We start from the raw sequence: 25882 nt of genomic DNA on the forward strand, positions 1-25882 counted from the left end.
CGCCGGGCGACGCGTCCCGCCCCGCGCCGGGCGACGCTCTCTCACTTCCTGCACGGTTTTCCCTGACGCTCTCTCACTCGCCGTTGTCCTTGCGCACTCACTCGCCGTTGTCCTTGCGCCGGGAGGTGAGAGAGCGTTTTAGCCGGTCAGGCCCGCGCCGAACTCCTCGACCTCGATCAGCGGTTTGATGACCGCTTCCACCTCGCCCTGGACGAAGTTGCGGCGGATCACGTTGTCGCCGAAGACGTTGCCGATCGCGCCGAGGACCATGGCCTGGTCCAGGGAAAGGTAGCGCCGGGCGATGGTTCCGGACTTGACGGCCACCGCATCGAAGAAGCCGCCGGCGCCGTATGCGCCGAGGTCGCGTTCGATCTTGGCCAGGTTGTCATACGCCTCGCGGGGCTCGTATTCCATCGCGAGGAACGCGGCGTGCGGAGTCACCACGCCGTCGCCCCAGGCCGGGGTCGGATTGCCGGCCGGGCGGCACCCGTCGAAGCCGGTGTCCACGCTGGTGCGTTCGACGTCGGACGGGTAGCCGTCGCTGCTCATGCCCAGCGCGTCGACGCCCCACTCGGAGTAGCCGCCGTTCGGGTGGCTGGCCGGCGAGAAGCCCCAGTACCCGTACTTGGCGTCGTCCAGGCCGAACTCGCGCTGGGCACGGACGGTCAGCGGGTGGTTGATGCCCCAGGCCTTCGGCGCCCAGCTGGACTCCGGAACGAACAGGTCCGGCATGAGGGACTCGAACATGTCCCCGCCCCAGCTCGGCACGATCCGCATGCCGCGGTACGTGTAGGCGCCCTCGAAGACGTCGATGCCCTGGTACGTCCGGGTCTGGCCCACCGGCTTCTGCTCCTGCCAGGACCAGTCGCAGGTGTCCGGGAAGACCCGCATGGTGGCGAAGTAGTGCGCCGGCGGCAGCTGGCCGAGGGCAATGCCGATGTAGGTGGCGATCCGCGGCTCGGAGTTGGTGACGTCGTAGTGGTTCATCGTGTAGTAGACGTCAGCGCCCTTGCCCAGATAGTTGCCCTGGACCGTTTCCACCGGTGGTTTGACATCGTAGAAGCCGCCGCGCAGCAGCCCCGCCGCCACACCGGGCCGGGCGTCCTTGTTGTAGAAGATCCCGAAGTCCATCCTGCCCAGGATGGTGTTGGCCAGCCCGGCGACCTTCGGCTCGGCGTTGCGGACCACCATGAGCGCTGCTGCGAACCAGCCGTTGTCCACGCTGGACATGAACGGCGCCACGGGGTTTCCGTTCTCGGGCCACACGGTGATGACTTCGCCGGTGGCTTCGTCGTACCAGTTGTAGAGCATGCCGCTGGGCTCGTGGTGCTTGAGGCCGGCCAGCGTGGTGAGGGTGCGGGTCAGCCGCTCCCGGCACTCGCTGGCGCTGATGATGTTCAGCTCCCGGGCCACCACGGTGCTCCACATGTAGCCGCCGATGTTGGTGGGCGAAGTGAATCCGCTGCGCCTAGGCGCGGTGATGGACTCGCCGATGTAGTCGGCCGGCAGGCCGGTTGTGGAATCGGTCATGGCAACCAGCGATTTCCAGGTGTCCTGGGCCCAGCGCGTGATGACCTTGCGGTCCACCCCGCCAAGGTTCCGAGCGCGGGAAAAGTACGACGCCGGTTCCGCACCTGCCGCTGCGAAGCCAGGTTTCGCTGTGGCGGCGGCGAATCCGGTGACGGCAAAGGCGGCCGCGCCGGCGAGGAGCTGGCGGCGGGTGGCGGTGGAGAATCCCGGGGTGGCATCGAAGCGCTGGTTCATGAGCTCAGTCCTGACTGGGTAGCGGCGGCGGTGGCGGCCACGACGTGCGGCAGGCGCAGGCCGTGCCCGAACGGGAAGAGGGGATCGGCGGTGTCTCCGGGGACATCCGAGCGCGAAGCACGCACGGCGTCCATGGACCGCGGAATATCGAAGGGAAGGCTGCCCTGGGGCTCGATGCGTCCGAACAGGGCGTCGAGGAGTGCCGTGTCCGAGACGCCGAAGGTGCCCACCAGGGCCGAGGCGAACTCTGCCAGGGGCGTGAGGATGGCAGGCCGGTCCAGCCGCACGTCGATGATCAGCGGAACCTTTGCGGCCAGGGTGCGGAGCCGGGAGACCAGCCCCGGCGGGAAGTCCAGGCTCCCCGCGTGGAAGTGCTGCTCCAGGAACAGGTCGTCGCGGTGGTCCCATGGGGAGTGCAGCCGGACCACGGCAACATCCGCCTGGTCCGGGTCCTGCACTACAGTTCCGAAACCGTCGAAACTCAGCGGGTCCATGCCCTGCACGTAGACGGCGGGTGAGCCGGTCAGCGGCAGTGCGGTCCGGCCGTCGTGCGTTCCGTTGGCCAGCACCGTGACGGACTGTGCCTGGGCGCGGTGGCCTTCACGCCGGAACTCGGCGTTGCCAACAATTTCGGCCGCGGCGTCCTCGTCCACGAAGGGGTTGTCGAACAGGCCGAGCTGGAACTTGACCAGCAGCAGGCGGCGCGCGGATTCGTCCAGGCGCTCTTCGCTGACCAGCCCGTCCCGGACCAGGCCGAGGAGCAGTTCGGTGCATTCCTCTCCGCCGAACTGGTCCACGCCTGCGTTCAGGATCTTCAGCATCCGGTCGGGCGCAGTGAGCTCTTCGACCCCCCAGGCCCGGGCCGGCAGCACCTGGTCTCCGACGATGTTGTCGTTGACCAGCTCCCAGTCGCTGAGCACCACGCCGTCGTAGCCGAGCTTCTCGCGGAGCAGGCCGGTGATGATCTGTTTGTTGTAGCCGAAGCCGACTTCCTCCACCCGTTCGCCGTCCAGCTCGACACCGACCGGCATTCCGTAGTAAGGCATGATGGCGCTGGTCTTCTCGGCGATGGCGGTGCGGAACGGTGCCAGGTGCTCGTCGAAGCGGCCGCCGGGGTAGACCTGTTCGCGGCCGTAGGGGAAGTGGGCGTCCTCGCCGTCGCGCTGCGGTCCGCCGCCCGGGAAGTGCTTGGTGGTGCAGGCCACGCTGTCCGGTCCCAGCTCGTCGCCCTGGAAGCCCTGGAGGTATTCGACGACGTACCTCGAGCTGAGCTCCGAGTCCTGCCCGAAGGTTCCCGCCTGCCGGCACCACCGCGGCTCCGTGGCGAGGTCAACTGTGGGGTGCAGGGCGGCACGGATGCCGACGGCGGTGTACTCCTTGCGGGCGATCTCGGCGAAGCGGCGGATCAGGTCCGCACTGCCGACGGCGGCCAGTCCGATCGGCTCGGGCCACTGCGAAAAATGGGCCGCCGTGAACGAGACGCCGGAGTTCTCGATGAAGGCGTGCCGGGGGTCGGTGGAGATTGTCACCGGGATGCCGTGGGGAGTTTGCGCGGCAAGGGTCTGCAGGGCGTTGCTCCAGCGGGCTGCTTCGCGGGCGGTGCCGAGCGCGTGGATGTTGAAGTGGTTCATGAACTTGCCCAGGATCACGGTGCTGGTGGGCGACTTGCTGATGTTGCCGGGTGTCTCCAGCAGGGTGCCGTCCGGGCCGGTTTCGATGACCGTGTGGAACATCAGCCCGGCCTTTTCCTCGAGGCTGAGGCGGCCCACGAGGTCGGCGGCGCGTTCGTGCGGGCTGAGGTCCGGGTTTTCGAAGGGATCCATGATCCCGTTGCCGTTAAGGTCCCGGTAGGGGGTGCCGTCGTCAGCCACGGAGGTGACGAGGCGGGGGCTGGTGTGGGTGTGTGAAGTCATGGGTGCTCTCTTGCGTCAGGTGAAGTCTGGAAGGGCAGGGGAGGTGGGGGCCTATTTGATGCCGGTGGCTGCGACGCCCTGGATGAAGTAGCGCTGCAGGGAGACGAACAGCAGGATGATGGGCGTGATCACCAGGACCGATCCGGCAAGGAGCAGGCCGTAGTCGGTGGCGTTCTGGCCGGTGGAATACAGGGACAGGGCCACCGGCAGGGTGTACATGTCCTCGGTCTGCGCCACCACCAGCGGCCACAGGAAGTTGTTCCAGGACCCGAGGAAGGTCAGGATGCCGAGGGTGGCCAGCGGCGGCCCGCACAGGGGCATAACGATCCTCAGGAACGTGCGGAGTTCGCCGGCGCCGTCGATCCGGGCCGCTTCGATCAAGGAGTCCGGGATGCCCATGATGAACTGGCGCATCAGGAACACGCCCATCGGGGCGGCCAGGAACGGCAGGATCAGGGCCGGGTAGGTGCTGACCAGGCCCAGCTTGCTCACCATCACGAACAGCGGCACGAACGTGACCACGCCCGGGACCATCAGCATGACCATGACCAGCAGGAAGAGGAAGCGCTTGCCCGGGAAGTCCATCTTGGCCAGTGCGTAGCCCACCATGGAGCAGAACAGCAGGTTGCCGAGGACCGTGAACGCGGCAACCACCACGCTGTTCAGGAAAAACGTGCCGATGTGCAGCTCGTTGAACCAGACCAGGAAGTTGTCCAGCGTGGGCTGCTCCGGCCACCAGGTGATGGGCCGGCGGAGGAGCTCGCCCTGGGTCTTGAACGCGCCAAGGAACATCCAGGCGAACGGCAGGAGAGTCGCGGAAACGGCGACCACCAGGACAGCGTAGGTCAGCGTGCGGCGCGCCGGCGCGCGGCGGCTGGACCGCCGTCGTGCGTTGCGCTGTGGAGGGGAACCACCGGTGGTTCCGGCCGGGGCCGCTCCGCGTACGACGGCGGCGGGTCCCGTTCCGGTGGACGCTGCGGCGGGTGCTGGGGCCGCGGGAAGCGGCGCTGAAGTTTCGGGGATCGTCATGGGGATCGGTCCTCAGTCCTTGGATCGCAGGGCTCGGAATTGGAGCAGGCTCAACAGCGCGATGGCCACGAAGAGCACATAGCTGGCCGCGGAGGCCAGGCCGTATTTGCCGAACCCGAACTGGTTGTACGTGAAGTAGCTGACGGACAGGGTCGAATCCAGCGGGCCGCCCTTCGTCATGACGAACGGTTCTTCGAAGAACTGCAGGAAGCCGACCGAAAGCAGCACGGTTCCCAGCAGGAGCGTGGGGCGCAGCATGGGCAGGGTGATCCGCATGAACCGCTGCCAGGCGTTGGCGCCGTCCACTTCGGCGGCCTCGAGGATGTCGCCCGGAACAGCCTGCAGCCCGGCCAGGAAGATGATCATGAGCGTGCCCAGGTTCCGCCAGACGGCCAGCAGGATCAGGGCCGGCATGGACCAGGTGGTGCTGTTGAGCCAGTCCGGCCCGGCGATTCCCACCCAGCCGAGGATGACGTTCAGGAGGCCGTCAGGCTGCAGGATGAACCGCCACACCACGGCCACGGCCACGATGCTGGTGACCACGGGGGTGTAAAAACCCACGCGGAAGGCGGTGCGGAAACGCGTGATGCCGTTGTTGAGGGCTACCGCAAGCGCGAGGGCAAGGACCGTGGTGAGCGGGATGCCGACCACCACGAAATAGGCGGTGTTCAACACCGAGTGGAGGAACTGCGGGTTCCGGAAAAGCGCGGCGTACTGGTCAATCCCGACGAATCCGACCGCCAGGGGGTTCTCGATGTCGCGGCTGGTGAAGTCGGTGAATGACATCAGGAACGACGACACCAGCGGTCCCAGCATGAACACGGAGAAGATGAGGACGAAAGGCAGCGCGAACAGCCACGCCGTCAGCGCGTTCCTGCGCCGCCGCGTCTGCCCTGCGCGCACCTTGGCACTGGCCGGAGGCCTGCCGGCATTTTTGGTGCCGGCAGGCATCGCGTTTGTGGTGGTGGCCACTGTTACTTCCCGGTGCCGATCGAATCTGCGGCCTGCTGCAGGGACTTCAGCGCCTCCGCGGGGTCCTTGCCGGCCTTGACGATCTGTTCGATTTCGCTGTCAGCGGCCGCGGCGACCTGGGTCCACGTGGTGACGGCCGGCGGGTTGTTGGTGGTCTTGAGCTGGTCGCCGAAGACGGAGAGCTTGCTGTCTCCCGCCAGGGACTGGTCCTTCCAGGCACTCTGCTGCGAGGGGAGGTCGCCGGTGGCCTTGTACCACTTGAGCTGGACCTCGGGCTTGGACAGCCACTGCAGGAGCTTCCAGGAAGCGTCGCGGTTCTGGGACTTCTTGAACACCACCATGTTGGAGCCGCCGACGAAGGACGTGGAGGTCTTCTCCTTGGGCATGGGGGCAACCTTGTACTTGTCCTCAAAGCCTGCGCCGCCGGCCTTGTTGAGCAGGCCGACGTGCCATGGGCCGCTGATCATCATGGGGGCGGAACCGTCCACGAAGGATGCTTCGGCGGTGGTTCCGGTGGACACGGCCTTGGACGCGAGCCCGTCGGCGAAGAAGCTGGAGTAGTACTTCAGCGCCTCTGCCGCTTCCGGGGTGTCGAGGGTCCACTTAGTGCCGTCGTCGTTCATCAGCTTCGCGCCGTTGGACCACTGGAAGGGGAGGGTGTCCAGGTACGAACCGGCGACGCCGGCGGGCAGCTGGACCCCGTATTTTGCCCCGGCCTTCTCCTGGAGACCCTTGGCGAGGGCCTTGAAGTCATCCCAGGTTTCTGGCGCCTTGGTGATGCCGGCCTTCTCCGCGAGGTCGCTGCGGTAGTAGACCACGCGGGTGTCGACGTACCAGGGGACGCCGTAGGTGGTGCCTTCGACTTCGGTTGACTTCACCGAGCCGGGGAAGAAGTCGCTGGTGCTGATCTCCTGGGGCGTGGCGTCGAAGGAATTGGCGAAATCGCCCATCCAGGTGGTGCCCATCTGGGCGACGTCCGGGGTGGTGCCGCCGGCGATGGCGGTCTGGTACTTGCTAAGCGCGGCGTCCCACGGGATGGCCGTGACGTTGACCTTGACGCCGGGGTTTTCGGCTTCGAATTCCTTGAGTAGCGCCGGAAGGGCTTCGCCTTCGCTGCCCTGGGCCCACAGCGTGATGGTGCCGGATGCCGGGCCCGAGGCAACGGGCTTGGCCGACGACGCGGCGGACGAACCTGCGGAGTCCCGGCCGCAGCCGGTGAGCAGCAGTGCGGCAGCGAGGCCGACGGCGGCTGCCTTCTTGGCGTTCGGATGGATCATCATTGTTCCTTTCATCGGTCCCACAGGCGCGGCCGGCTTCGGCTTGGCGTTCGGCTCATGCCTTGGCCCGGTGCTTCGGCTGGTGCGTAGCGGGGCGGGGCCGGTGAGGGCACCGTTCTGCGAAGTATCTAAGCGCTTTGATTTATCGCTCGAACCAATCTAAGCGCATTGAATGTGATCTTGGCAACAGGTGCCCCGAAGAAAGTTGTTGTGCGGGGAGTGGGTGCGCGGGCGCGGCGGGGGTGGTCCGGGGGTGCTTCGGAAGCGCGAGGGAGGCGCGACGGAGGGGTTCCGGAGTGGCTGCCGACAGGGTGCGCGGGGCGCGCGGGCGCCGGGGGTTTGGGCCCGCGGGCGTGCGCGGGTTCGGGGTGTGTGGGGCCTGGCGCACGGTGCGCGTCGAAGCTCAAGTGGGGGAGAGCGAAGGCGAGGAGCGCCGCGCGGGCAGTCCCGCCGTCGTCGGGCGCTTCTGTTGTTTGCGGCGGCGTGTTTTGGCGGCGGCGGGCTTAGCCCGGGTGGCAGCCGCAGCTTTCACGTAGCACGACGCGCACGGGAAGCCGGAGGTTCACGGCAGGTTTGTCGGGATGGTCCAGCCGGTCCAGGAGCAGTTCCACCATGGTGCGTCCCATTTGTTCCATGGGCTGGCGCACGGTGGTAAGCGACGGCTTGATGACCCGCCCGGCAGCGATGCCGTCGAAACCCGTCACGGCAACGTCCTGGGGAATCCCGACACCGGCGGCGGCCAGGGCGTCCATCACCACCAGCGCGTCCTGATCGGTGGCGCATACAAAGGCCTCGGGCAATGAGCCCTGCCGAAGGATGTCGGCGACGACTTCCGCCAGGGATTGTTCGCTGCCGCACGGGTATTTCGGCTCGCGCGATGCCGGCAGTCCCGCATCGTGAAGTGCCGCCCGGAAACCTTCGAGCCGTTGCTCATTGTCCGAGGACGGCATGCCGCCAAGGAACAGCAGGTCCGAGAGGCCGTGCGCGGAGATGAGGTGTTCGGTGATGGCCCGCACCCCGGGAATGTTGTCCACAGTGACGTGGTCCAACGCGCGGTTGTTCACGTTCTCGGACACTTCCACCACGGGGATGCGGCGGGCGATCCGGGCAAGGGCTTCGCTCGGGACGGACCGCGGAAACACGGCCAGCCCGTCGACGCGGCCGGCAATGTCCGACAGCACGGCCTCGTTGTTTTCCGGGTTTCCGCCGCCGACAAGCAGCGCCTGCCCCCGGCGCCAGCACTCGAGCTCAACGCCACGCTGGACCTCGTCCACGTACAGCGGGAACAGCCGAAGATCCTCGTTCCTGCGTTCGAGGTCGGCGGCCACGGGGTTTTCGGGGTTTTCGGGGTTTTCGGGGTTTTTCGGGGCCGGGCCGTCGCCGCGGATGCCGTCGGCCGGGTCCAGCAGGTAGTCGTAGGCAAAAAGCCCCAGGGCGCCCGTGCGGCCCCTTGCCAGGCCGCGCGCGCTGGCGCTGGGGACGTAACCCAGTTCTTCCGCGGCAGCGAGGACAAGTTCGCGCGTGGACGCCTTCACTTTGTCGGGCTGCCGGAAGGTGAACGAGACGGTCGCGATGGAGACGCCCGCCCGCTCTGCGACGTGATAAACCGTGGGACCTTTTGCCATTGTCGGCCTCCTTCTCCCACGAGTCTATGCGCTTAGCATTCCCCTGTGGAGTGCATGACGGTTCCAACGCTCTCTCAGGTCCTGCCTGTTTTTGGGGAACGCTCTCTCCCTTCTTGCGCGTTTTGGGGAAACGCTCTCTCCCTGTGTCCCCGACGTCGACGCCGCGGCCCGCCAAGGCGTGGAGGAGGTCAGGACGTGCCGGCCGGGGCATTGGGGTCTTTGGGCGGCAGGAAGTGGGAGGGCGTTTGGGGGAGGGGCGGCGGGATGTGAGAGAGCGTTTGGGGGAGGGGCGGCGGGAGGTGAGAGAGCGTCCGGGAAAAAGCCGCAGGTAGTGAGAGAGCGTCCGGGAAAAAGCCGCAGGTAGTGAGAGAGCGTCGCATTACGCACGGCCGTATTGTGACGCTTGACACGTGTTAGGTCGACGATCTACAGTACCTAACACGTGTTAGGAAGGAAATTGACATGACCGGAGCCACAAACGGGCATCTGCGGGAAATTACCCGCCGAACCGCCCTTGGTGCCCTGGGCGCGGGAATCATCGGAGCATCCGTGGCGTCGTGGCCGCGGCTCTCCGGGACTGACATTCCGGGCCGCGGGGACAACAGCCTCAGCATCGCCATCATGGGCACCGCCGCGGACGCCGCCGCCCGCCAGCGCGCCATCGATGCCTTCACCCGCCTCCACCCGGAGATCAGGGTCAAGGTCCAGGCCATCCAGGCCGTCGACTGGAAAGACTTCTTCACCAAGATCCTCACGATGGTAGCCGCGGGCACCCCGCCGGATGTGGTCTACGTGGCCACGGAAGGCGCCCAGCTGTTCGCCGAAAAGCTCGCCCACCCGCTGGACGAGTACGTGCGCCGCGACGCCGCGGACATGGCCGAGTTCTTCGACGACGTCCACCCCAGCCTGGTAGAGGCGTTCATGTACCAGGGCAGCCTGTACCAGCTGCCCATGGACTGGAACGCCGCCAACATGTACTACAACACCACCGCGTTCGCGCAGGCCGGCCTGGAGCGCCCGGCGGACGACTGGACCCACATGGACTTCCGCAACAGCCTGGCCGCCATGCGGAAGGCCCGGACCTCGGACTTCACGCCCTACTACTGGACCAACCGGCTCTTCGGCGGGGTGGTGCCGTGGCTCTACGCCAACGACACCAGCTTCCTGAAGGAGACCAGGTCCGCCGGCGGCGAGTGGCTCTGGGACGGCTTCTACGCCAAGGATCCTTCCCGCAGCCTCCGATCCGGCGGCTACCAGTGGCTGGAGCCCAACGCTAACGACGACCGCGTCTTCGAGTCCTTCGACTACCTCCGCGGACTGGTCAAGGACGGGCTCGGCGTCCGCCCCGAGGAAGGCGGCGGCAGTTCACTGGTGGGACTGTTCGCATCCAACCGCATCGGGACCACCCCGGCCGGCGGCTACTGGGTGCAGGGCCTGCACGAAGCCGGGATGGGCGAAAGCGACTTCGACGTGCAGTTCTTCCCGCGCTGGAAGACCCAGCGCCACCAGTTCGGCACCGCCGGCTACGCGATCATGAAGACCGCGAAGGACAAGGACGCCGCCTGGGAATGGATCAAGTTCAGTTCCAGCCGCGAGGCCATGGAACTGATCTTCCCCAACCCGATTACGACGCCGGCGCGCCGCTCCATGGTCAACGAGCAGCTCTACGCCGGCAAGGGGCCCGCCCATTGGAAGGTCTTCTACGACACCCTGGACCGGTTCCCCACCACCGGCCCCATTCCGGCACCACCCCAGCAGGCCGCCGTCGAAACGGCCTTGATGAAGAACGTTTCGCTGGCTGTCAGCGGTGACGAGCGCCAGCTCAAACAGGCCCTCGCCTCCATGCAGCGCGATCTTGAACTGGCCCTGAGGAGGCAGTCATGAGCACCACCACCCCGCACCGGGAACGGCCGAAGCGGGCCGCCGGGCCGGCGGCGTCGGGGGTTGCACCCGGCGGCGCCCACACTAAGAATCCCGCAACCAACGCACGGCACAGCCAGCGCTGGCTGGCCTGGATCTTCCTGGCCCCCACCATCCTCGGCATGGGCCTGTTCACGCTGATCCCGATCGTCGCCTCCGTTGTCCTGGCCTTCTTCCGCTGGGACATCATTTCCGCGCCGACGTTCGTGGGGTTCGACAACTTCTCCGAAGTGGTCCAGGATCCCACCGTCCGGGTGTCCTTCCTGAACACCATCGTGTTCGTGGTGGTGGCCGTGGCCCTCCAACTGGGGCTCGCACTGGCACTGGCCATCATGGTGCAGGAGAAGATGCCGGCCTGGCTGCGTGTGTTCTTCCGCTCCGCCTTCTTCTTCCCGCTGATCCTGTCCGCGGCCTCCGTATCAATCTTCATGCGGTACCTCTTCAACGAGCAGTTCGGCGTGGTCAACTGGTTCCTGTCCCTCGTGGGCATCCCCGCCGTGCCGTGGCTGACCACACCGGGCGGGTCCGCCGCCGTCGTGATTCTGGTCTATGTGTGGCAGAACTTCGGGTTCTCCTTCCTGCTGTTTATCGGCGGCCTGGCCTCCATTCCCGTGGAGACATACGAAGCAGCCGCGATCGACGGCGCCACCGGCTGGCGCAAGCACCTGCACGTCACGCTTCCCCTGCTGAGCCCCACCACCCTGGTGGCCTCGGTGATGGCCATCATCAGCGCCCTGCAGGTGTTCGACCAGCCCTATGTGCTGACCCGCGGCGGCCCCGGCGACTCCACACGCACCGCCGTCATGGTCATCTTTGAATCGGCGTTCCAGCGGCTCGAATTCGGTCAGGCGTCCGCCATCGGCGTGCTGCTCACCCTGATCATCATGGCCATCACGGCCGCGCAGTTCCGGCTCAGCAAACGATTCGTCTTCTACCAGTAAGGCCAGCCATGACAACCACAACAGACCACGGCCTGGCCGGACATTCCCCCCGGCTTTCCGAAGGCCTCCCGGAAACGTCACCCAACCGGCGCCGGTTCAGCTGGGCCTTTCCCATCCGCATCGCCCTGCTGGTGATCGCGGCCGCCCTGACGCTGGGCCCGGTGATGTGGACCCTGTCCACCTCGCTGCGCTCGCCGTCGGAATCCTTCAAACTGCCGCCGTCGTTCATCCCCTGGAACCCCGACTTCACGTCCTACGGGGAAGTATTCCAGCAGCTGAATATCTTCCTGCTCGTCCTCAACAGCGCATTGGTGACCGGGCTGATCGCGGTGGGCCAGATGGTGTCCGCAGCGCTGGCGGGCTACGCCTTCGCCCACCTGAAGTTCCGCGGCCGCGGCGCCCTCTTCTCGATTGTGCTCGCCACCATGATGGTGCCGGTGCAGGTCACGATCGTTCCCGTCTTTATGCTGATCCGCGGCATGGGCCTCTCGGATACGCTGCTGGCGCTGATCCTGCCGGCCATTCCGACGGCGTTCGGCACCTTCCTGATGCGCCAGTACTTCATGGGGCTGCCGGCAGAGCTGGCCGAAGCGGCCTCGATCGACGGCGCCTCGCCCTGGCGTACATTCCGTTCCGTGTATGCGCCGCTGGCGATGCCCGGCATGGCGATCGTGGGAATCCTTGCGTTCAACTTCCACTGGAACGAGTTCTTCCGCCCGCTCATCCTGACCATCTCCGAGCAGAACTTCACGCTGCCGCTGGGACTGGTCTCGCTCCAGGGCAACCTGGGCACCGGCAGCATCTCAGTAGTTCTCGCCGGCGTGGTCCTGTCCATGATTCCGGCGCTGGTGGTCTTTATGTTCGGCCAGCGCGCACTCCAGGACGGCCTCACGGCCGGCACCGGAAAATAACCTACCCACCGAAAGGCCCCGCCATGCCCTCCCCGGACCTCGCCGCCGTCCGTTTCGACGACGTCGCCGCCCACCATCCCGACCCCGCCTTCCCGCGTTTCCACCCGCGTCCCGCGCAGGGCTGGATCAACGACCCCAACGGCATCAGCTACATCAACGGCCGCTACCACGTGTTCTTCCAGTACAACCCGGACTCCGCCCGGCACCACAAAATCGCCTGGGGCCACGTCAGTTCCGCCGACCTGGTGCGCTGGGAGGAACACCCGGTGGCGCTGCGCCCGCAGCACGGCGGCCCGGATGAGTACGGCTGCTGGACCGGTGTGGTGACGGACGACGGCGGCGTCCCCACCGCCGCTTACTCGGGCGTCCGCGGGGACGGCGGGCACTCGCAGGTGGTCATCGCCCGCGGCTCGGAGGATCTGGTCCACTGGGAGCAGACCGGCCATGTTGCCGCCTCGATGCCCAACGACGGGCAGGTCACCGCAGTGCGCGACCCGTTCATTTTCCGGTTCAACGGCAAGCGGTACGCCATGCAGGGCGCCGGCCTCGCCAACGGGCACGCCGCCCTGCTCCTGTACACGGTGGAGGACATGTCCGACTGGAAATACCAGGGCATCTGGCTGACCTCGGAAAATCCGGTGGCCTCTGAGTTCACGCCGGCCGAGATCTGGGAATGCCCACAGCTGGTGCGGGTGCCGGAGGCTCCCGCTGCCGGCGGTTCCGCCGGGGATTCGTCCGGGGATTCCGGGACTTGGCTGATGATGTTCTCGCTCTGGCTCTCCGGGGACGCGCACGAGCACGCCAACGGCGTGGGCCATCTGATCGGTTCGCTGACCGAGGACCCCGAAACCGGGCTGCCGGTCTTCACACCTCGCGGCGGCGGCAGGTCCGATCATGGACGCGACTTCTACGCTCCGCAGGTGGTGGCCTTGGAGGACCGCGCCCTGCTGTGGGGCTGGGCCAACGAGGGCCCGGGCCGGGACGGACGCCGCGGCCGCAGCCAGGACGAGATCGACGCCGTCGGCTGGGCAGGGGTCCTGACTTACCCGCGTGAGCTGTCGGTGGTCGACGGCGCGCTGGTGGTGCGCCCCGCCCACGAAATCGATGCCTACCGTGGAATGCCAGTGGCCAGCCGGGCCGGAGGAACCGTCCAGCTGCCGCCGTTCGCCGAGGCCCTGGTGACCGCGGGCGGCGCGACTGATGCTGGCGGCGGGACCGGCGCTGGCAGCGGGGACACCGCCGTCGAACTCCTGCTCGTGGGGGACGGCAGCCGGCAGACCGTGTTCAGCGGAACGGTGAAGCCGGGGGAGGAACTGCGCGTGTTCGTCGATGCCTCACTGGTGGAGGTGTACAGAAGCGGCTCCGTGGCTACAACGCTGCGCGCCTACCCGGCCGCCGGTGAAGAGTGGCAGCTGCTGCTTCCCGCCGGTGCGACGGCCGACGTCTGGGAACTGAGCCAGCCCTCCTAGGGCCGGTGGGCGTCCGGCCGGGTTAGCGCCCGGCCGGGACGGGGCCGGTGGAATCCCGGACCACCAGCCGGCACGGCACCATCGTCAACGCGCTGGGGGCGGCTCCGGTGCCAACCGCGGTACGGGAGCTGGCGGCGGTAGCCCGGCCGCCGTCGTCGTGCTTTCCATTCGGTGCCGACCCCACCTCGGCGAGCAGCGCCGTCATGGCGGCCGCGCCCATCTCCCGGAGGGGAAGGGCCATGGTGCTGAGCGCGGGGACCATGTTCCTGGCGATGCGGAATTCGTCGTCATAGCCCATGACCGACACGTCCTGCGGAATGCTCAGCCCCAACCGGTAGCAGGCCAGTACGACGCCGATGGCCAAGCGGTCGTTGGCGCACAGGATCGCGGTGGGACGGACGGCCGGCTCCACGCCGTCGAGGAGCTTCATGGCGCCGTGGAAACCGGCGTCGATATCCCACCCCACCTGGAGGACGCGGTCCTCATTGACAAGCATGTCCGCACCGGCAAATGCTTCGCGGTAGCCCTCGATCCGGCGGGGCGCCGCAGGGGTGAGGGAGTCGCCGGCGAGGAAGGCGATGTCCCGGTGTCCCAGCGACATCACGTGCTCGGCGGCTTCGCGCCCGCCGCGGACCTCATCAGGGATGACGGCGGGAACACCGGCCTCGGGGCGGTCATCAAAGCAGTTGGCCAGAATAGACGGCACCTGCAGCATGTTGAGCGGGACGTGCAGGGGACGCAGGCCTACGGTGACGTACATCAGCCCGTCCACCTGGCGGTCCAGAAGAGTGGCCACGGCGCCCTCGTCCCGGGTCTCGTCCGATTCTGTATCCATCACCACAGTCACAAAGCCCTGGGACCGGGCCACGGCATCCGCACCGGCGATGATGTTGCCGTCGAACGGGCTGGTGACCACCTCATCCGAGACGATCCCGATGACCCGCGACTGCTGGTTGCGCAGGCTCAGGGCGATGGCGTTTGGCGTGTAGTTCAGCGCCGCAGCGGCTTCCCGGATGCGCTGCTGGCTTTCGAGGGCCACGTTGCCGTCGCCCCGCCCGTTGAGAACTAGCGACACTGCGCTGCGCGAGACCCCCGCCAGCTTGGCGACGTCCAGTGCGGTGGCCTTGCGGTTCATGGGCTGATCCTCCGGATGGGTAATCACTGCTTTGCTGCAGTTTACCTAACTCGTGTGAGCCCTGCTCTGCTTGGGGGACGCTCTCTCACTTTTGGTGGGGTTTTGGGAGACGCTCTCTCACTTGTTTCGGGGTTTTCCGGGACGCTCTCTCACTGCGTCGAAGAAAGTGAGAGAGCGTTGGGGGTGAAGCGGCAGGATGTGAGAGAGCGTTGGGGGTGAAGCGGCAGGATGTGAGAGAGCGTTGGGGGTGAAGCGGCAGGATGTGAGAGAGCATTGGGGTTGGTGGGAGACTTGATTGGTGACTTCTGAGAACCCGCTGGACCCGAACAACGCCTATGCTGCCGCCGATGATGCCCCGCTCTCCGAAGGCGACCCCACGGGTGCCCTGGCCGACTCAGGATCCGACACCCTGACTGCAATCGAGGCCGCCCGGGTCGCCGTCAAAACCCTGCTCGACGGCGGCGTCCGGTACGTCGTGGTTTCCCCCGGTTCGCGTTCCGCGCCCATGGCCTACGCGCTCGCCGAAGCCGACGCCGCCGGACGCCTGGAACTCCTGGTGCGGATCGACGAGCGCTCGGCCGGGTTCACTGCCCTGGGCCTTGCCCTGTCAACGGGGGCGCCGGTGGCCGTGCTCACCACGTCCGGCACCGCCGTCGGGAACCTCATGCCGGCCGTGATGGAAGCCAACCACGCCGCCGTCCCGCTTATGGTGCTCTCCGCCGACCGGCCCGACGAACTGCGGGGGACCGGCGCCAACCAGACCACGGACCAACTGGACCTCTTCGGCGAGCACGTCCGGTTCGCCGTCGACGTCCCCGCCGGCACAGACCCGCAGCGCGCCGTGGAAACCGCCCTCAGCGCGGCCACGGGAGTCTTCGAGGACACCCCGCCCGGGCCGGTGCAGCTCAACCTGGCCTTCCGCGATCCGCTGGTCCCTGCCGCCGGCGACCACCTGCCCGAAGCAGCGGGCCCCGGAATCTGGCAGATCGGCCGCGGACCGGAGCCGCTCACCCTCACGCCCGCACCGGCCACGCTGGCGGAACGGCGCACTGTGGTGCTGGCAGGGCACGACGCCGGCCCGGTCGCCGAGGCCTTCGCCCGCGCCCACGGGCTGCCGCTACTGGCCGAACCATCCTCCAACGCGCGCTTCGGGCCCAATGCCGTGGGTCCCTACCGGCTGCTGCTGGAGCATTTCGGCCCGGATTCCGCCCAGCCGATCGAGCGCGTGGTCCTGTTCGGCCGGCCAACCCTGTCGAGGCCCGTGGCGCAGCTGCTGGCGCGCGCCGACGTCCCCTCGGCCCTCTACCAGCCGCTTCCGGTGGCCTGGTACGAGCCGGGCCGCAGGACCGAGCTTCCGCTGGACAACCTCAGCGATCTCGCCGACTTCTCGGGCCGGGGCCCCTCGGAGTGGCTGGATGCCTGGCTGCTGGCCGGCGCCGCAGCCCAGCATGCCCTCGACCAGGTGCTGTCCGAGGTACCGGCCGCGACCGGACCGACAGTCGGCGCACTGGTGTGGCAGCACGCGCGCGGGCAGCTGATGCTGGGGTCCTCCAACGGCATCCGCGACGTGGACCTCGCCGGCCAGCCCACACCCGAACCGCAGGCCACCGTCTTCGCCAACCGCGGCCTGGCCGGGATCGACGGCACCATCTCCACCGCCACGGGCATCGCCTGGGGCGGCCGGCAGGAAACCACGCTGCTGCTCGGCGACGTCACGTTCCTGCACGACGCCGGCGGCCTCCTCCTGGGCTTCGCCGAGAACGACCCGCTGCTGCGCATCGTCGTCCTGAACGACGCCGGGGGCGCCATCTTCAACCTCCTGGAGCACGGCGCCGTGCAGGAGTCCGGAACCTACGGGAACGCCGTCGAGCGCCTCTTCGGTACCCCGCACAAAGTGGACATTTCGTCGCTCGCCGCAGCATACGGCGTCGAACATTGCGCGGTAAGTACGACGGCGGAACTCGCCAAGGCGCTCGCCGCACCGCCGCAGGGACGCAGCATCATTGAGGTCCGCACGGACCGGGCGGGCCTTCGGGAGCTGCACGGCCGCATCAAGGAAGCAGTGGCGGAAGCCGCGCGGGGCGTGCTGGCAGGCTGACCCCGACGCGCACACTGCCTGGCGACGCGCACATGCCCTGGCGCACCCGGAATTCCTGGTGCGCCAGGGCATTTGCGTAGCGCAGGGGCACTTACGCGTCGAAAATGGGCGCCTTATCCACATGCAGGCGTCCGCAGCTGTCACCCGGGCCGCGCCGTTGGCATCTTGAACGTATGAACGATCTCCCGCCGCTGCTTCTCGCCCGCGACCGCCTCCTGCACGGACTGACAGCGAAGGACCTGGCTCGGCGTGCAGCGTCGGGTGCGCTCGTGAGAATCCGGCACGGGGTGTACGTAGACGGGCCGGCCTGGCGTGAACTCGTGCCCTGGGAACAGTACCGGCTCCGTGTCCAGGCTGCTGCGGAAACGCACCACAGCCCCACCGTTTTTGCCCGGCACTCCGCGGCAAGCGTGTGGAAGATTCCCACGATGGGCGTGCGCCATCCCGTTCAGGCACTGACGCTGAAGAACGACGGCGGCCGGTCCCGCGCCGGTGTCCGCCGCTACTTCGCTGATCCGTCAGGCCTGACAGTTGTCCGGCGGGAGGGCCTGCTGGTCACGGACCGCATCCGGACCGTTCTGGACCTTGCCGCGTTCACGCCGTTCACCGAGGCTGCCGTGCCCTTGGACCATGTGCTCAAGCCGGACCGCACTGGCGGGTTGCGGGCCCTGACCTTGGATAACCTGACGGCCGGCATCGGGTCGAATTACACAGGCGCAGCGCAAAGGAGGATCCGCACGGCGCTGTCGTTCGCGGATCCTCTTTCCGGGTCGGCGGGGGAGTCCTACAGCCGCTCGCTGATGCACGTGGCCGGCCTCGAACCACCGGTCCTGCAGCAGGCGGTCTACGACTCCGACGGCCTGGTGGGCTACGCAGATTTCTATTGGAAGCAGGCAAAGGTGGTCGGAGAGTTCGACGGCGTGGCCAAGTACGTCAAACCGGAGTTCCTGATGGGCCGGACGGCGTCCCAGGCGGTGGTGGACGAAAAGGGGCGTGAGAACCGTATCCGCGCCGCCGGCTTCAAGGTGGTGCGGTGGGACTGGGCCGACCTGATGGAACCCGGCAGGCTGGAACGCATGTTGGCAGCGGGTGGCGTGCCCCGCCGTCGTGCCCGTTCAGCCGACTTCGACGCGCGAAATGCCCCATGACGCGCAAATGCCCTGGCGCACCCGGAAATCCAGGTGCGCCAGGGCATTTGCGTAGCGCCGGGGCACGTACGCCTCGAAAACAGGAGCCTAACCCGAGATGTCGATGTGCGTCGGGTCCAGGACGCGCTTGAGGAATTCCTTGGTGCGGGACTGCGTGGGGGCGCTGATGACCTGCTCGGCTATGCCTTCCTCGACCACAACGCCGCCGTCCATGAAGACCACGCGGTCGGCCACTTCGCGGGCGAAGCCCATCTCATGGGTCACCACCAGCATGGTCATGCCCTCCTTGGCCAGGTTCCGCATGACCGACAGGACGTCGCCCACCGTCTCCGGGTCGAGGGCCGACGTGGGCTCGTCGAACAGCATGAGCTCGGGGTCCATGCTCAGCGCGCGGGCGATGGCAACGCGCTGCTGCTGGCCGCCGGAGAGCTGGTCCGGGAAGCGGTCGGCCAGGTGGCCAAGGCCCACGCGGTCCAGGTTGGCCTGCGCCACCTTGTCCGCCTCGGCCTGCCCGCGCTTGAGCACCTTGGTCTGAGCGATGGTGCAGTTCTGCCGGGCGTTCAAGTGCGGGAACAGGTTGAACTGCTGGAACACCATGCCCACCTTGCGGCGCATCTTGTCGATGTCCACGTCCGGGTCGGTGGCCTCGAAGCCGCCCACGTGGATGGTGCCCTCGTTGGGCTGCTCGAGCAGGTTCACGCACCGCAGCAGGGTGGACTTGCCGGAGCCGGACGGGCCGATCAGGCAGACAACCTCGCCGGGGGCAACGTCCAGGCTGATGCCCTTGAGGACTTCGTTGGAGCCGTAAGACTTGCGGAGGTCCTTCAGGGAAACTCCGGCTGCATGGACGGATCCACTGGTACCGGCGCTGCCGGAGGAGTGTACGACGTCGTTCATGACTATCCTGCCTATCGCTTCGTCCGCGCGGAGCGGCTTTCGAACTTCCGGGCCAAAAGGCTCAGCGGGATGGTGATCACCAGGTAGAAGGCACCGGCCACGAGGAGCGGGGTGAGCCCTGCGCCCAGGCTGGAGATGCCGTCGCGGCCGAACTTGGTGAGCTCATATTGCGAGGCGGTGAGGCCCAGCACGTAGATCAGCGAGGAGTCCTTGGTCAGGAGGATGACCTCGTTGGTCAGAGGCGGCAGCACGATCCGGAACGCCTGGGGGATCACGATGGACACCATGGCGCGCCACTGGGGCATGCCGAGCGACCGGGCGGCTTCCAGCTGGCCCTTGGGCACCGCCTGCAGGCCGGCACGGAGCGTTTCGGCGATGTAGGCCGCGGCCACCATGCCCAGGGAAATCATCACCACAATGGTCACGTTCCACTGCACGCCGAATGCGAGGGGCACACCGTAACCGAAGGCGATGAACACCAGCAGGGCGGGGATGCCCCGGAAGAACTCGATGTAGCCGGTGGCGAGCCAGCGGTACAGCGGGAAGCTGGAGAGCTTCATGAGTGCCAGCAGCAGGCCGCCGGACAGGCCCACAATGAAGCCGAGGGCCGTGTAGATGAGGGTGTTCTTGAGGCCGGAGAAGAAGATGTCCGGGAACATCGGGCCGATCTTGGCGAAGTTGAAGACGCTGGTGCCGATGGTCTTCCAGTCCGTGGCCAGAACCAGCGCGGCCACAGCCACAACGAAGATTCCGGCCTGGACGTACAGGCTGACTTTGGCTCGTTGACGTGCGGTCATTGCCATGGTGTTCTCACATTCGTTTGCGCAGTGAGGGCCCCGTACAGGCTGATGAACAGGTGCTGAACGGGGCCCCGGCTGCGTAGGTCTCTGGAGCGTGTGCTACTTGGCGGCTTCGCCGAACCAGGTGGTCTCGTACTTCTTCAAGGAGCCGTCGTCGGTCAGGCGCTTGAGCGTGGAGTTGACCTGGTCAGCCATGGCCGTGTTGCCCTTTTTGATGGAGATGCCCAGCTTCTCGCCCGTGGCGTAGTTTTCCACGCGCTTGTACTTGGGGTCGTCCTTGATGGCGTAGGCCAGGACGGACTGGTTGCCGAGGGCGGCGTCGATGGTGCCGGCCTGGAGAGCCTGGACCAGGAGTCCGGAATCTTCGAACTGCTGGGCGTCGATGCCCTTTTCCTGCGCGTACTTGGCGCCGGTGGTGGCCTGCTGCACGCCCACCTTCTTGCCCTTGGCGCTGTCGATGTCCTTGATGCCGGACGCTTCGCTGGCCACGAGGGTGAGGTCGTCGTCCATATACGGGTTGGAGAAGTCCATGACAGCCTTGCGGGTGTCCGTGATGGAGACCGAGGAGATGGAAACGTCGCAGCCGGTGAGGGCGGTGCCGGTTTCGATGGCCTCGAAGGAGCTGTCCACCACGCTGAGCTCGGCCTTCAGGTCCTTGGCGACCTCGGCGGCGATGTCCATGTCGAAGCCGACAATCTTGCCGTCCTTCTGGAACTCGAACGGCTCGTAGGGGACGTCGGAGCAAACGGTCAGCTTGCCGGCGTTGATGAGCTGGACGCCGCCCGCGGAGGACGCAGCGGGGGTGGAGCTGCCGCCGCAGGCCGTGAGGGACAGGGCGCCGACGGCGAGGATTGCGGCTGCCTTGGCGGCCAGCTTTGCCGTGGCGGAGGACATGGGCTGCATAGTTTCTTACCTTTTGTTGCAGGGGTATGCGTGACTAAAACGGCTTATAGTGTATCGCCGAATAAGAGATGTGCATCACAGAAAACTTAGTTTCACTATTGGATAACTAATATCGAGGCTAGCGCAAGACCCCGCGCCGGAGGATTGTCTGAAATCCCGGACTCTCGGCCCGGACCTACCCGTGGCTCTAGCTTTTGATCCCCAGCGACTCCAGCATCGGCCGGAACTTGGCCCAGGTCTCCGCGAGTTCAGCCTCGGGATGCGAGCCCTCCACAATGCCGCACCCGGCGTAGAGCCGCACCGTGTCCGGCGCCTCGACGACGGCGCCGCGCAGCGCGATGCCCCATTCGCCGTTCCCTGCCGCATCCAGCCAGCCCACCGGTCCGGCGTACGGCCCGCGGTCCATGTGTTCCAGCTTGCGGATCAGCGCGCCGGCCACGGTGGTGGGAGTTCCACAGACCGCGGCCGTGGGGTGCAGCGCGTTGATCAACGCAAGGCAGGTGGGCACGTGTCCCTCCACCTCGGTCAGTTCGGCCTTCACGTCCGAGGCCAGGTGCCACACGTTCGGCAGCTCCAGGATGAACGGTTCGCTGTGCGCGTTCATGGCCTCGGAGAACGGCGCCAGCTGGGTGGTGAGCGACTGGATCGCAATCTCATGCTCGTGCCGCTGCTTCTCGGACCCCGCCAGCACACGCTCGGCGAATTCCAGCGGCGAGCCGTCCATCCCCTCGGCATCGCGCCGGTCCAGGGTTCCGGCCAGGACCCGGGCCTGGGCAGTCCGCCCCTCCACCTGGATCAGCATTTCCGGGGTCGACCCCACCAGGCCGTCCACGCCGTAGGTCCAGCATTCGCGGTACCGGACGGCCAGCTGGCGCAGGATTTCCGCGGCATTCACGCCCTCCGGAATCGTCGCCACGATGTCCCGGGCCAGCACCAGCTTCTCCAGCTTGCCGGTCCGGATTTCCTCGACGCCCGCGGCCACCGCGGCCATCCAGTCGTGCTCGCTGAGCGATCCGGTTTCAAGTTTAGGTACGACGTCGGCGCCCGGGTTTGCGGTCACGCCGCCGCCGGGACGGTTGCCCGGTGAAAGCACGACGGCGGTGTCCCGCAGCTCGGTTTCCAGCAGTTCGGCGTCCAAAGAGTCAGGGTCCAGCGGGTCGGCCTTGAGCCAGCGCTCCAGGGCGGCGAGGGCGCCCGCTTCGGTGAGTTCGCCGTCGTCGAACGTTAACTGGGTGAGCCAAGCGCGGCCGTCCCTGACCCCCACAACGATCTCGGGAACGATCAGCCGTGAACGGTGCGTGGACACCTTGGAGAACGCGAACGAGCCGAAGGCCACCGGGCCGGTGCCAGGGCACTCCACCGAGTCGGTGACGTCCGCCTCAAGTACCAGGTGCCGCCACCAGATGTCGGCCTCGAGGAAACGCTCGGGCCCGGTGGCGGTGAAGCGGGCGATCTCGCCGAAGCCCACCAGCCCGGCCTCGCGGCGGGTCCAGCAGAGGACATCGTCCCGGACCAGAAATGACGGCAGCCCCCCGGAGAATGATTTTCCATCCAGAGGGACTGTCAAGGTGCGGAACGTACTCGTCATGATGAGATAACAGTACTCCCGAGTGTGGCCGGCACCTTGTTGGGGCGAACGCCGCCGCGCAGCTTTCAGCCCACAGCCCAAAGAATCGCCGTGGTTCGTGGGTCCGCCCAACATTTGAGACAATGACAGGGTGAACCGAGCATCCTTGGATAAGCGTCCGGACGAAGTAGCCACGATGTTTGACGACGTCGCCCCCAAATACGACGTCGTGAATGATGTCCTGTCCATGGGACAGACGCGCCGCTGGCGTCGGGTAGTCGTCGAAGCAATGGACGTGAAGGCCGGCCAGCGCGTGCTGGACCTCGCCGCAGGAACGGGCACCTCCAGCGAGCCCTACGCGGACGCGGGGATCGACGTCGTCGCCTGCGATTTCTCCCTGGGAATGCTCAAAGTGGGCAAGCGCCGCCGCCCGGATATCAACTTCATCGCCGGCGACGCCACGCGCCTGCCGTTCGCGGACAACAGCTTCGACGCCACCACCATCTCCTTCGGGCTCCGCAACGTCAATGAGCCCAAGAAGGCCCTGGCCGAGATGCTGCGCGTCACCAAGCCCGGCGGCAAGCTGGTGATTGCCGAGTTCTCCCAGCCCGTCGTGCCGCTGTGGCGCACCATGTACACCGAATACCTCATGCGCGCCCTGCCGGCCATCGCCGTGAAGGTCTCGTCCAACCCGGACGCCTACGTCTACCTCGCCGAGTCCATCCGCGCCTGGCCGGACCAGGACCACCTGGCCGGCTGGCTGCAGGAATCCGGCTGGGAAAAGGTCACCTACCGCAACCTCAGCGGCGGCATCGTGGCCGTCCACCGTGCGCACAAGCCGTTGTCCGGCAGCGCGGCGGCCATCGCCAACCACACCGGCCCCGTGGCGAAACTCCGCCGCAACATCACCCGGCCGGCGAGCTAGCCGAACCTGCCGTGAACGTACTGATCGTCGGCGCCGGCCCTGCGGGGTCCACTGCCGCCTACTACCTCGCCAAGGCCGGCATCCCCGTCACGGTGCTGGAAAAAACCAGGTTCCCGCGCGAAAAGGTCTGCGGCGACGGCCTCACTCCGCGCGCCGTCCGCGAGATCCAAAAGCTCGGCCTGCCGCACGCCGAAGAGGGTGGCTGGCGGCGCAACAAGGGCCTCCGGCTGATCGCAGGCGGCCGCACCATCGAGCTGCCCTGGCCCGAAGTCTCCGATTTCCCCACCTACGGCCTGATCCGCACGCGCCTGGGCTTCGACGAAGAGCTGGCCCGGCACGCAGAGGCCGCCGGCGCCACCATTCTCGAGGGGCACAGCGTCACCGAAGCCCTCCGCGCGCCGGACGGCCGCGTCATCGGTGCCCGCGCTGCCCTGCTTGACGAGTCCGGACGCAAGACGGGGGAGACGCGCGACTTCCATGCCGACGTCGTCCTCGCAGCAGACGGAAACTCGTCCCGGACCGCCGTGTCCGTCGGCATCCAGAAGCGCGACGACCGCCCGCTCGGCGTCGCCGTGCGCACGTACTTCACGAGTCCCCGCCACGACGACGACTGGATGGAGGGCTGGCTGGAGCTCCCCGGCCGCGACGGGAAACTGCTCCCCGGCTATGGCTGGGTGTTCGGCGTAGGCGACGGCACCTCCAACGTGGGCCTGGGCATCCTGAACTCCTCCAAGGAATTCGGCAAGCTCGACTACAAGCAGGTCCTCCGCGAATGGACCGCCGGCATGCCCGCCGAGTGGGGCTTCACGCCCGAGAACCAGGTGGGCGAGATCCGCGGCGCCGCGCTGCCCATGGGCTTCAACCGCACCCCGCACTACTACCCGGGCCTGCTGCTCCTTGGCGACGCCGGCGGCATGGTGTCCCCGTTCAACGGCGAGGGCATCTCCTACGCCATGGAATCCGCCCGCTTTGCGGCCGAATACATCATCGACGCCAGCACCTGGCAGAGCCGCTACGCCAAGTGGACGCACGACGACGCCGACCTCCACTTCAAGGGGTACGCGGACTATGTGCGCGGCCAGTGGGGAAGCCACTTCACCTTGGGCCGCGCGTTCGCCTCAGTGATCGGCAAGCCGTCCGTGATGAAGCTCGCGCTCCGCACTGGCATGCCGTTGCCCGCACTCATGAAGTTCGTAGTCCGGCTGATGGCCAACGTCACGGATGAATCAGCCAAGGGATTCGAGGACAGGGTGATCAGGCTCCTGGAGGCCCTGGTGCCCGCCACCTCCAACACCTCCCTGTCCCCGTCCAGCTACACATCCGCGGTTTCCGCAACAAAAAGTTAGGGTTAACCCGTGACGAACTCTGCCAAGCACAGCTGGACCCACGCCGGACACGGCCTGCCGGACACCAGGGAGCCCGAGCCCAACACCACCGCCATCGCCACAGGACTCCAGCTGCCGGCCGGTTTCGCCGCCATCGCGGACGACCCCGAGCTGGGCCCCGCCATCACCACCAACCTTGCCCGGGTGGAAAAGAAGCTCCGCGAGGCCATCGCCAACTCCGATCCGCTGGCCGACGCAACGTCGCGTCACCTGGTGGAAGCCGGCGGAAAGCGGATCCGCCCATTGCTGGCCCTGCTCTGCGCCCACCTCGGTGATGCCTCGCGTCCGGCCGTGGTGCAGGCCGCCGTGGTGGTTGAGCTCACCCACCTCGCCACGCTTTACCACGACGACGTGATGGACTCGGCCCCGTTCCGCCGCGGCGCCCCCACCGCGCACGAGGTCTGGGGCAACTCGGTGGCCGTGCTCACCGGAGACCTGATCTTCGCCCGCGCATCCATCCTCGTGTCCGAGCTCGGCTCCCGTGCGCTGGGAATCCAGGCCCGCACCTTCGAACGGCTCTGCCTGGGCCAGCTGCACGAGACCGTGGGACCCCGCCCCGACGAGGATCCTGTGGAGCACTACCTGTCCGTCATCGCGGACAAGACCGGCTCCCTGGTTGCTGCCTCCGGCCAGCTCGGTGCCATCTTCGCCGGCGCCGATGAAGCCTACGAACCGCTCCTGGTGGAGTACGGGGAGAAGATCGGTGTGGCCTTCCAGCTGGCCGACGACGTCATCGACGTTACCGGCATCAAGGTCAAGTCCGGCAAGTCCCCGGGCACGGATTTGCGCGAAGGGGTGCCCACCCTGCCGGTGCTGCTGCTGCGCAACGCTGCCGCCGAAGGTGACCAGTCCGCCGTCGAACTCCTGAAACTCATCGACGGCGACCTCTCCTCGGACGAGGCACTCGCTGCCGCCGTGGCAGGCCTGCGGGATCACCGGGTCACCGCGGAGTCGTGGGTCGTGGCTCGTGCTTGGGCCGATGAAGCCATCGCAGCACTGGCGCCACTGCCCGAAGGCGTGGTCAAGTCCTCGCTCACCAGCTTTGCGCTGGCCGTGGTGGACCGCGCGAGCTAGTTTCCCTGGCGTCCTCGCGCCGGCCGCCGTCGGGCCCTGAAGTCCTTGGTTAAACGGAATGGCCCCGGTTCTTTGCAGCAGTACGAGTCATACGCTGCATCGAACCGGGGCCATTTCTCCGTTCGCATC

20 protein-coding genes are annotated in these 25882 nt (G+C 67.1%); 9 read left to right on the forward strand and 11 right to left on the reverse strand.

Annotation, left to right across the window (positions count from 1 at the left end):
* Positions 1 to 138 precede the first annotated feature (138 nt).
* The 6 genes from JOE31_RS06910 to JOE31_RS06935 form a co-directional block, all read right to left on the reverse strand.
* A complete protein-coding gene (locus JOE31_RS06910; protein WP_209742846.1) occupies positions 139 to 1764 on the reverse strand; it encodes a glucoamylase family protein in 1626 nt (541 codons plus the stop codon).
* The gene (locus JOE31_RS06915) at positions 1761 to 3677 is read right to left on the reverse strand and encodes a glycoside hydrolase family 3 protein (RefSeq protein ID WP_209742848.1); all 1917 of its coding nucleotides are present in this window, start codon (positions 3675 to 3677) and stop codon (positions 1761 to 1763) included. Before JOE31_RS06915 ends, JOE31_RS06910 begins: the two co-directional genes overlap by 4 nt.
* A 51-nt stretch (positions 3678 to 3728) precedes the next feature.
* Positions 3729 to 4706: a carbohydrate ABC transporter permease gene (locus tag JOE31_RS06920; protein ID WP_209742850.1), complete on the reverse strand. Its 978-nt coding sequence runs from the start codon at positions 4704 to 4706 to the stop codon at positions 3729 to 3731.
* A 12-nt stretch (positions 4707 to 4718) separates the two neighbouring features.
* Positions 4719 to 5657: a carbohydrate ABC transporter permease gene (locus tag JOE31_RS06925; protein ID WP_209748202.1), complete on the reverse strand. Its 939-nt coding sequence runs from the start codon at positions 5655 to 5657 to the stop codon at positions 4719 to 4721.
* A gap of 23 nt (positions 5658 to 5680) precedes the next feature.
* Positions 5681 to 6955: a sugar ABC transporter substrate-binding protein gene (locus tag JOE31_RS06930; RefSeq protein ID WP_028271568.1), complete on the reverse strand. Its 1275-nt coding sequence runs from the start codon at positions 6953 to 6955 to the stop codon at positions 5681 to 5683.
* Between the two features lie 503 nt (positions 6956 to 7458).
* Positions 7459 to 8580, reverse strand: coding sequence for a LacI family DNA-binding transcriptional regulator (locus tag JOE31_RS06935; protein WP_209742852.1), 1122 nt, complete (start codon positions 8578 to 8580; stop codon positions 7459 to 7461).
* Between the two features lie 462 nt (positions 8581 to 9042).
* Here JOE31_RS06935 and JOE31_RS06940 point away from each other — a divergent pair, with 462 nt between their 5' ends.
* The 4 genes from JOE31_RS06940 to JOE31_RS06955 are packed head-to-tail and all read left to right on the forward strand — an operon-like array spanning position 9043 to position 13821.
* Positions 9043 to 10464: an extracellular solute-binding protein gene (locus tag JOE31_RS06940; protein ID WP_209742854.1), complete on the forward strand. Its 1422-nt coding sequence runs from the start codon at positions 9043 to 9045 to the stop codon at positions 10462 to 10464.
* Positions 10461 to 11441, forward strand: coding sequence for a carbohydrate ABC transporter permease (locus JOE31_RS06945; protein ID WP_209742856.1), 981 nt, complete (start codon positions 10461 to 10463; stop codon positions 11439 to 11441). Before JOE31_RS06940 ends, JOE31_RS06945 begins: the two co-directional genes overlap by 4 nt.
* Before the next feature lie 8 nt (positions 11442 to 11449).
* Complete coding sequence (locus JOE31_RS06950) at positions 11450 to 12352, forward strand: carbohydrate ABC transporter permease (protein WP_245199023.1); 903 nt, start codon at positions 11450 to 11452, stop codon at positions 12350 to 12352.
* Between the two features lie 23 nt (positions 12353 to 12375).
* Positions 12376 to 13821 (forward strand): glycoside hydrolase family 32 protein, encoded by a 1446-nt coding sequence (locus JOE31_RS06955; protein ID WP_209742858.1) that lies wholly within the window; start codon positions 12376 to 12378, stop codon positions 13819 to 13821.
* Between the two features lie 22 nt (positions 13822 to 13843).
* Here JOE31_RS06955 and JOE31_RS06960 read toward each other — a convergent pair whose 3' ends face one another.
* On the reverse strand, positions 13844 to 14956 hold the full coding sequence (locus JOE31_RS06960; RefSeq protein ID WP_209742860.1) for a LacI family DNA-binding transcriptional regulator: 1113 nt from the start codon (positions 14954 to 14956) through the stop codon (positions 13844 to 13846).
* 298 nt (positions 14957 to 15254) lie between these two features.
* Between JOE31_RS06960 and menD the strand changes: the two genes are divergently transcribed.
* Together menD and JOE31_RS06970 are read left to right on the forward strand one after the other, a co-directional pair.
* A complete protein-coding gene (menD, locus tag JOE31_RS06965; protein WP_209742862.1) occupies positions 15255 to 17054 on the forward strand; it encodes a 2-succinyl-5-enolpyruvyl-6-hydroxy-3-cyclohexene-1-carboxylic-acid synthase in 1800 nt (599 codons plus the stop codon).
* A gap of 173 nt (positions 17055 to 17227) precedes the next feature.
* Positions 17228 to 18202: a hypothetical protein gene (locus JOE31_RS06970; RefSeq protein WP_209742864.1), complete on the forward strand. Its 975-nt coding sequence runs from the start codon at positions 17228 to 17230 to the stop codon at positions 18200 to 18202.
* An 87-nt stretch (positions 18203 to 18289) separates the two neighbouring features.
* Here the strand turns inward: JOE31_RS06970 and JOE31_RS06975 are convergent, their stop codons facing one another.
* The 4 genes from JOE31_RS06975 to JOE31_RS06990 form a co-directional block, all read right to left on the reverse strand.
* A complete protein-coding gene (locus JOE31_RS06975; RefSeq protein ID WP_245199025.1) occupies positions 18290 to 19099 on the reverse strand; it encodes an amino acid ABC transporter ATP-binding protein in 810 nt (269 codons plus the stop codon).
* 11 nt (positions 19100 to 19110) lie between these two features.
* Positions 19111 to 19902, reverse strand: a complete 792-nt coding sequence (locus tag JOE31_RS06980) for an amino acid ABC transporter permease (protein ID WP_011692964.1) — start codon at positions 19900 to 19902, stop codon at positions 19111 to 19113.
* A 96-nt stretch (positions 19903 to 19998) separates the two neighbouring features.
* Positions 19999 to 20802 carry an ABC transporter substrate-binding protein gene (locus JOE31_RS06985; protein ID WP_011692963.1) on the reverse strand — a complete coding sequence of 268 codons (804 nt, stop codon included), beginning with the start codon at positions 20800 to 20802 and terminating at the stop codon, positions 19999 to 20001.
* Positions 20803 to 20989: 187 nt separating this feature from the next.
* Positions 20990 to 22390: an isochorismate synthase MenF gene (locus JOE31_RS06990; protein ID WP_209742866.1), complete on the reverse strand. Its 1401-nt coding sequence runs from the start codon at positions 22388 to 22390 to the stop codon at positions 20990 to 20992.
* Between the two features lie 130 nt (positions 22391 to 22520).
* Between JOE31_RS06990 and JOE31_RS06995 the strand changes: the two genes are divergently transcribed.
* Genes JOE31_RS06995 through JOE31_RS07005 form a run of 3 tightly spaced genes read left to right on the forward strand, consistent with a single transcriptional unit; the run spans position 22521 to position 25753 of the window.
* The gene (locus tag JOE31_RS06995; RefSeq protein WP_307864383.1) at positions 22521 to 23294 is read left to right on the forward strand and encodes a demethylmenaquinone methyltransferase; all 774 of its coding nucleotides are present in this window, start codon (positions 22521 to 22523) and stop codon (positions 23292 to 23294) included.
* An 11-nt stretch (positions 23295 to 23305) separates the two neighbouring features.
* On the forward strand, positions 23306 to 24640 hold the full coding sequence (locus JOE31_RS07000; protein ID WP_209742868.1) for a geranylgeranyl reductase family protein: 1335 nt from the start codon (positions 23306 to 23308) through the stop codon (positions 24638 to 24640).
* Between the two features lie 9 nt (positions 24641 to 24649).
* Complete coding sequence (locus tag JOE31_RS07005) at positions 24650 to 25753, forward strand: polyprenyl synthetase family protein (protein WP_209742870.1); 1104 nt, start codon at positions 24650 to 24652, stop codon at positions 25751 to 25753.
* The last annotated feature ends 129 nt before the right edge of the window (positions 25754 to 25882 follow it).

The organism is Arthrobacter sp. PvP023, from assembly GCF_017832975.1.
Taxonomy (GTDB): domain Bacteria; phylum Actinomycetota; class Actinomycetes; order Actinomycetales; family Micrococcaceae; genus Arthrobacter.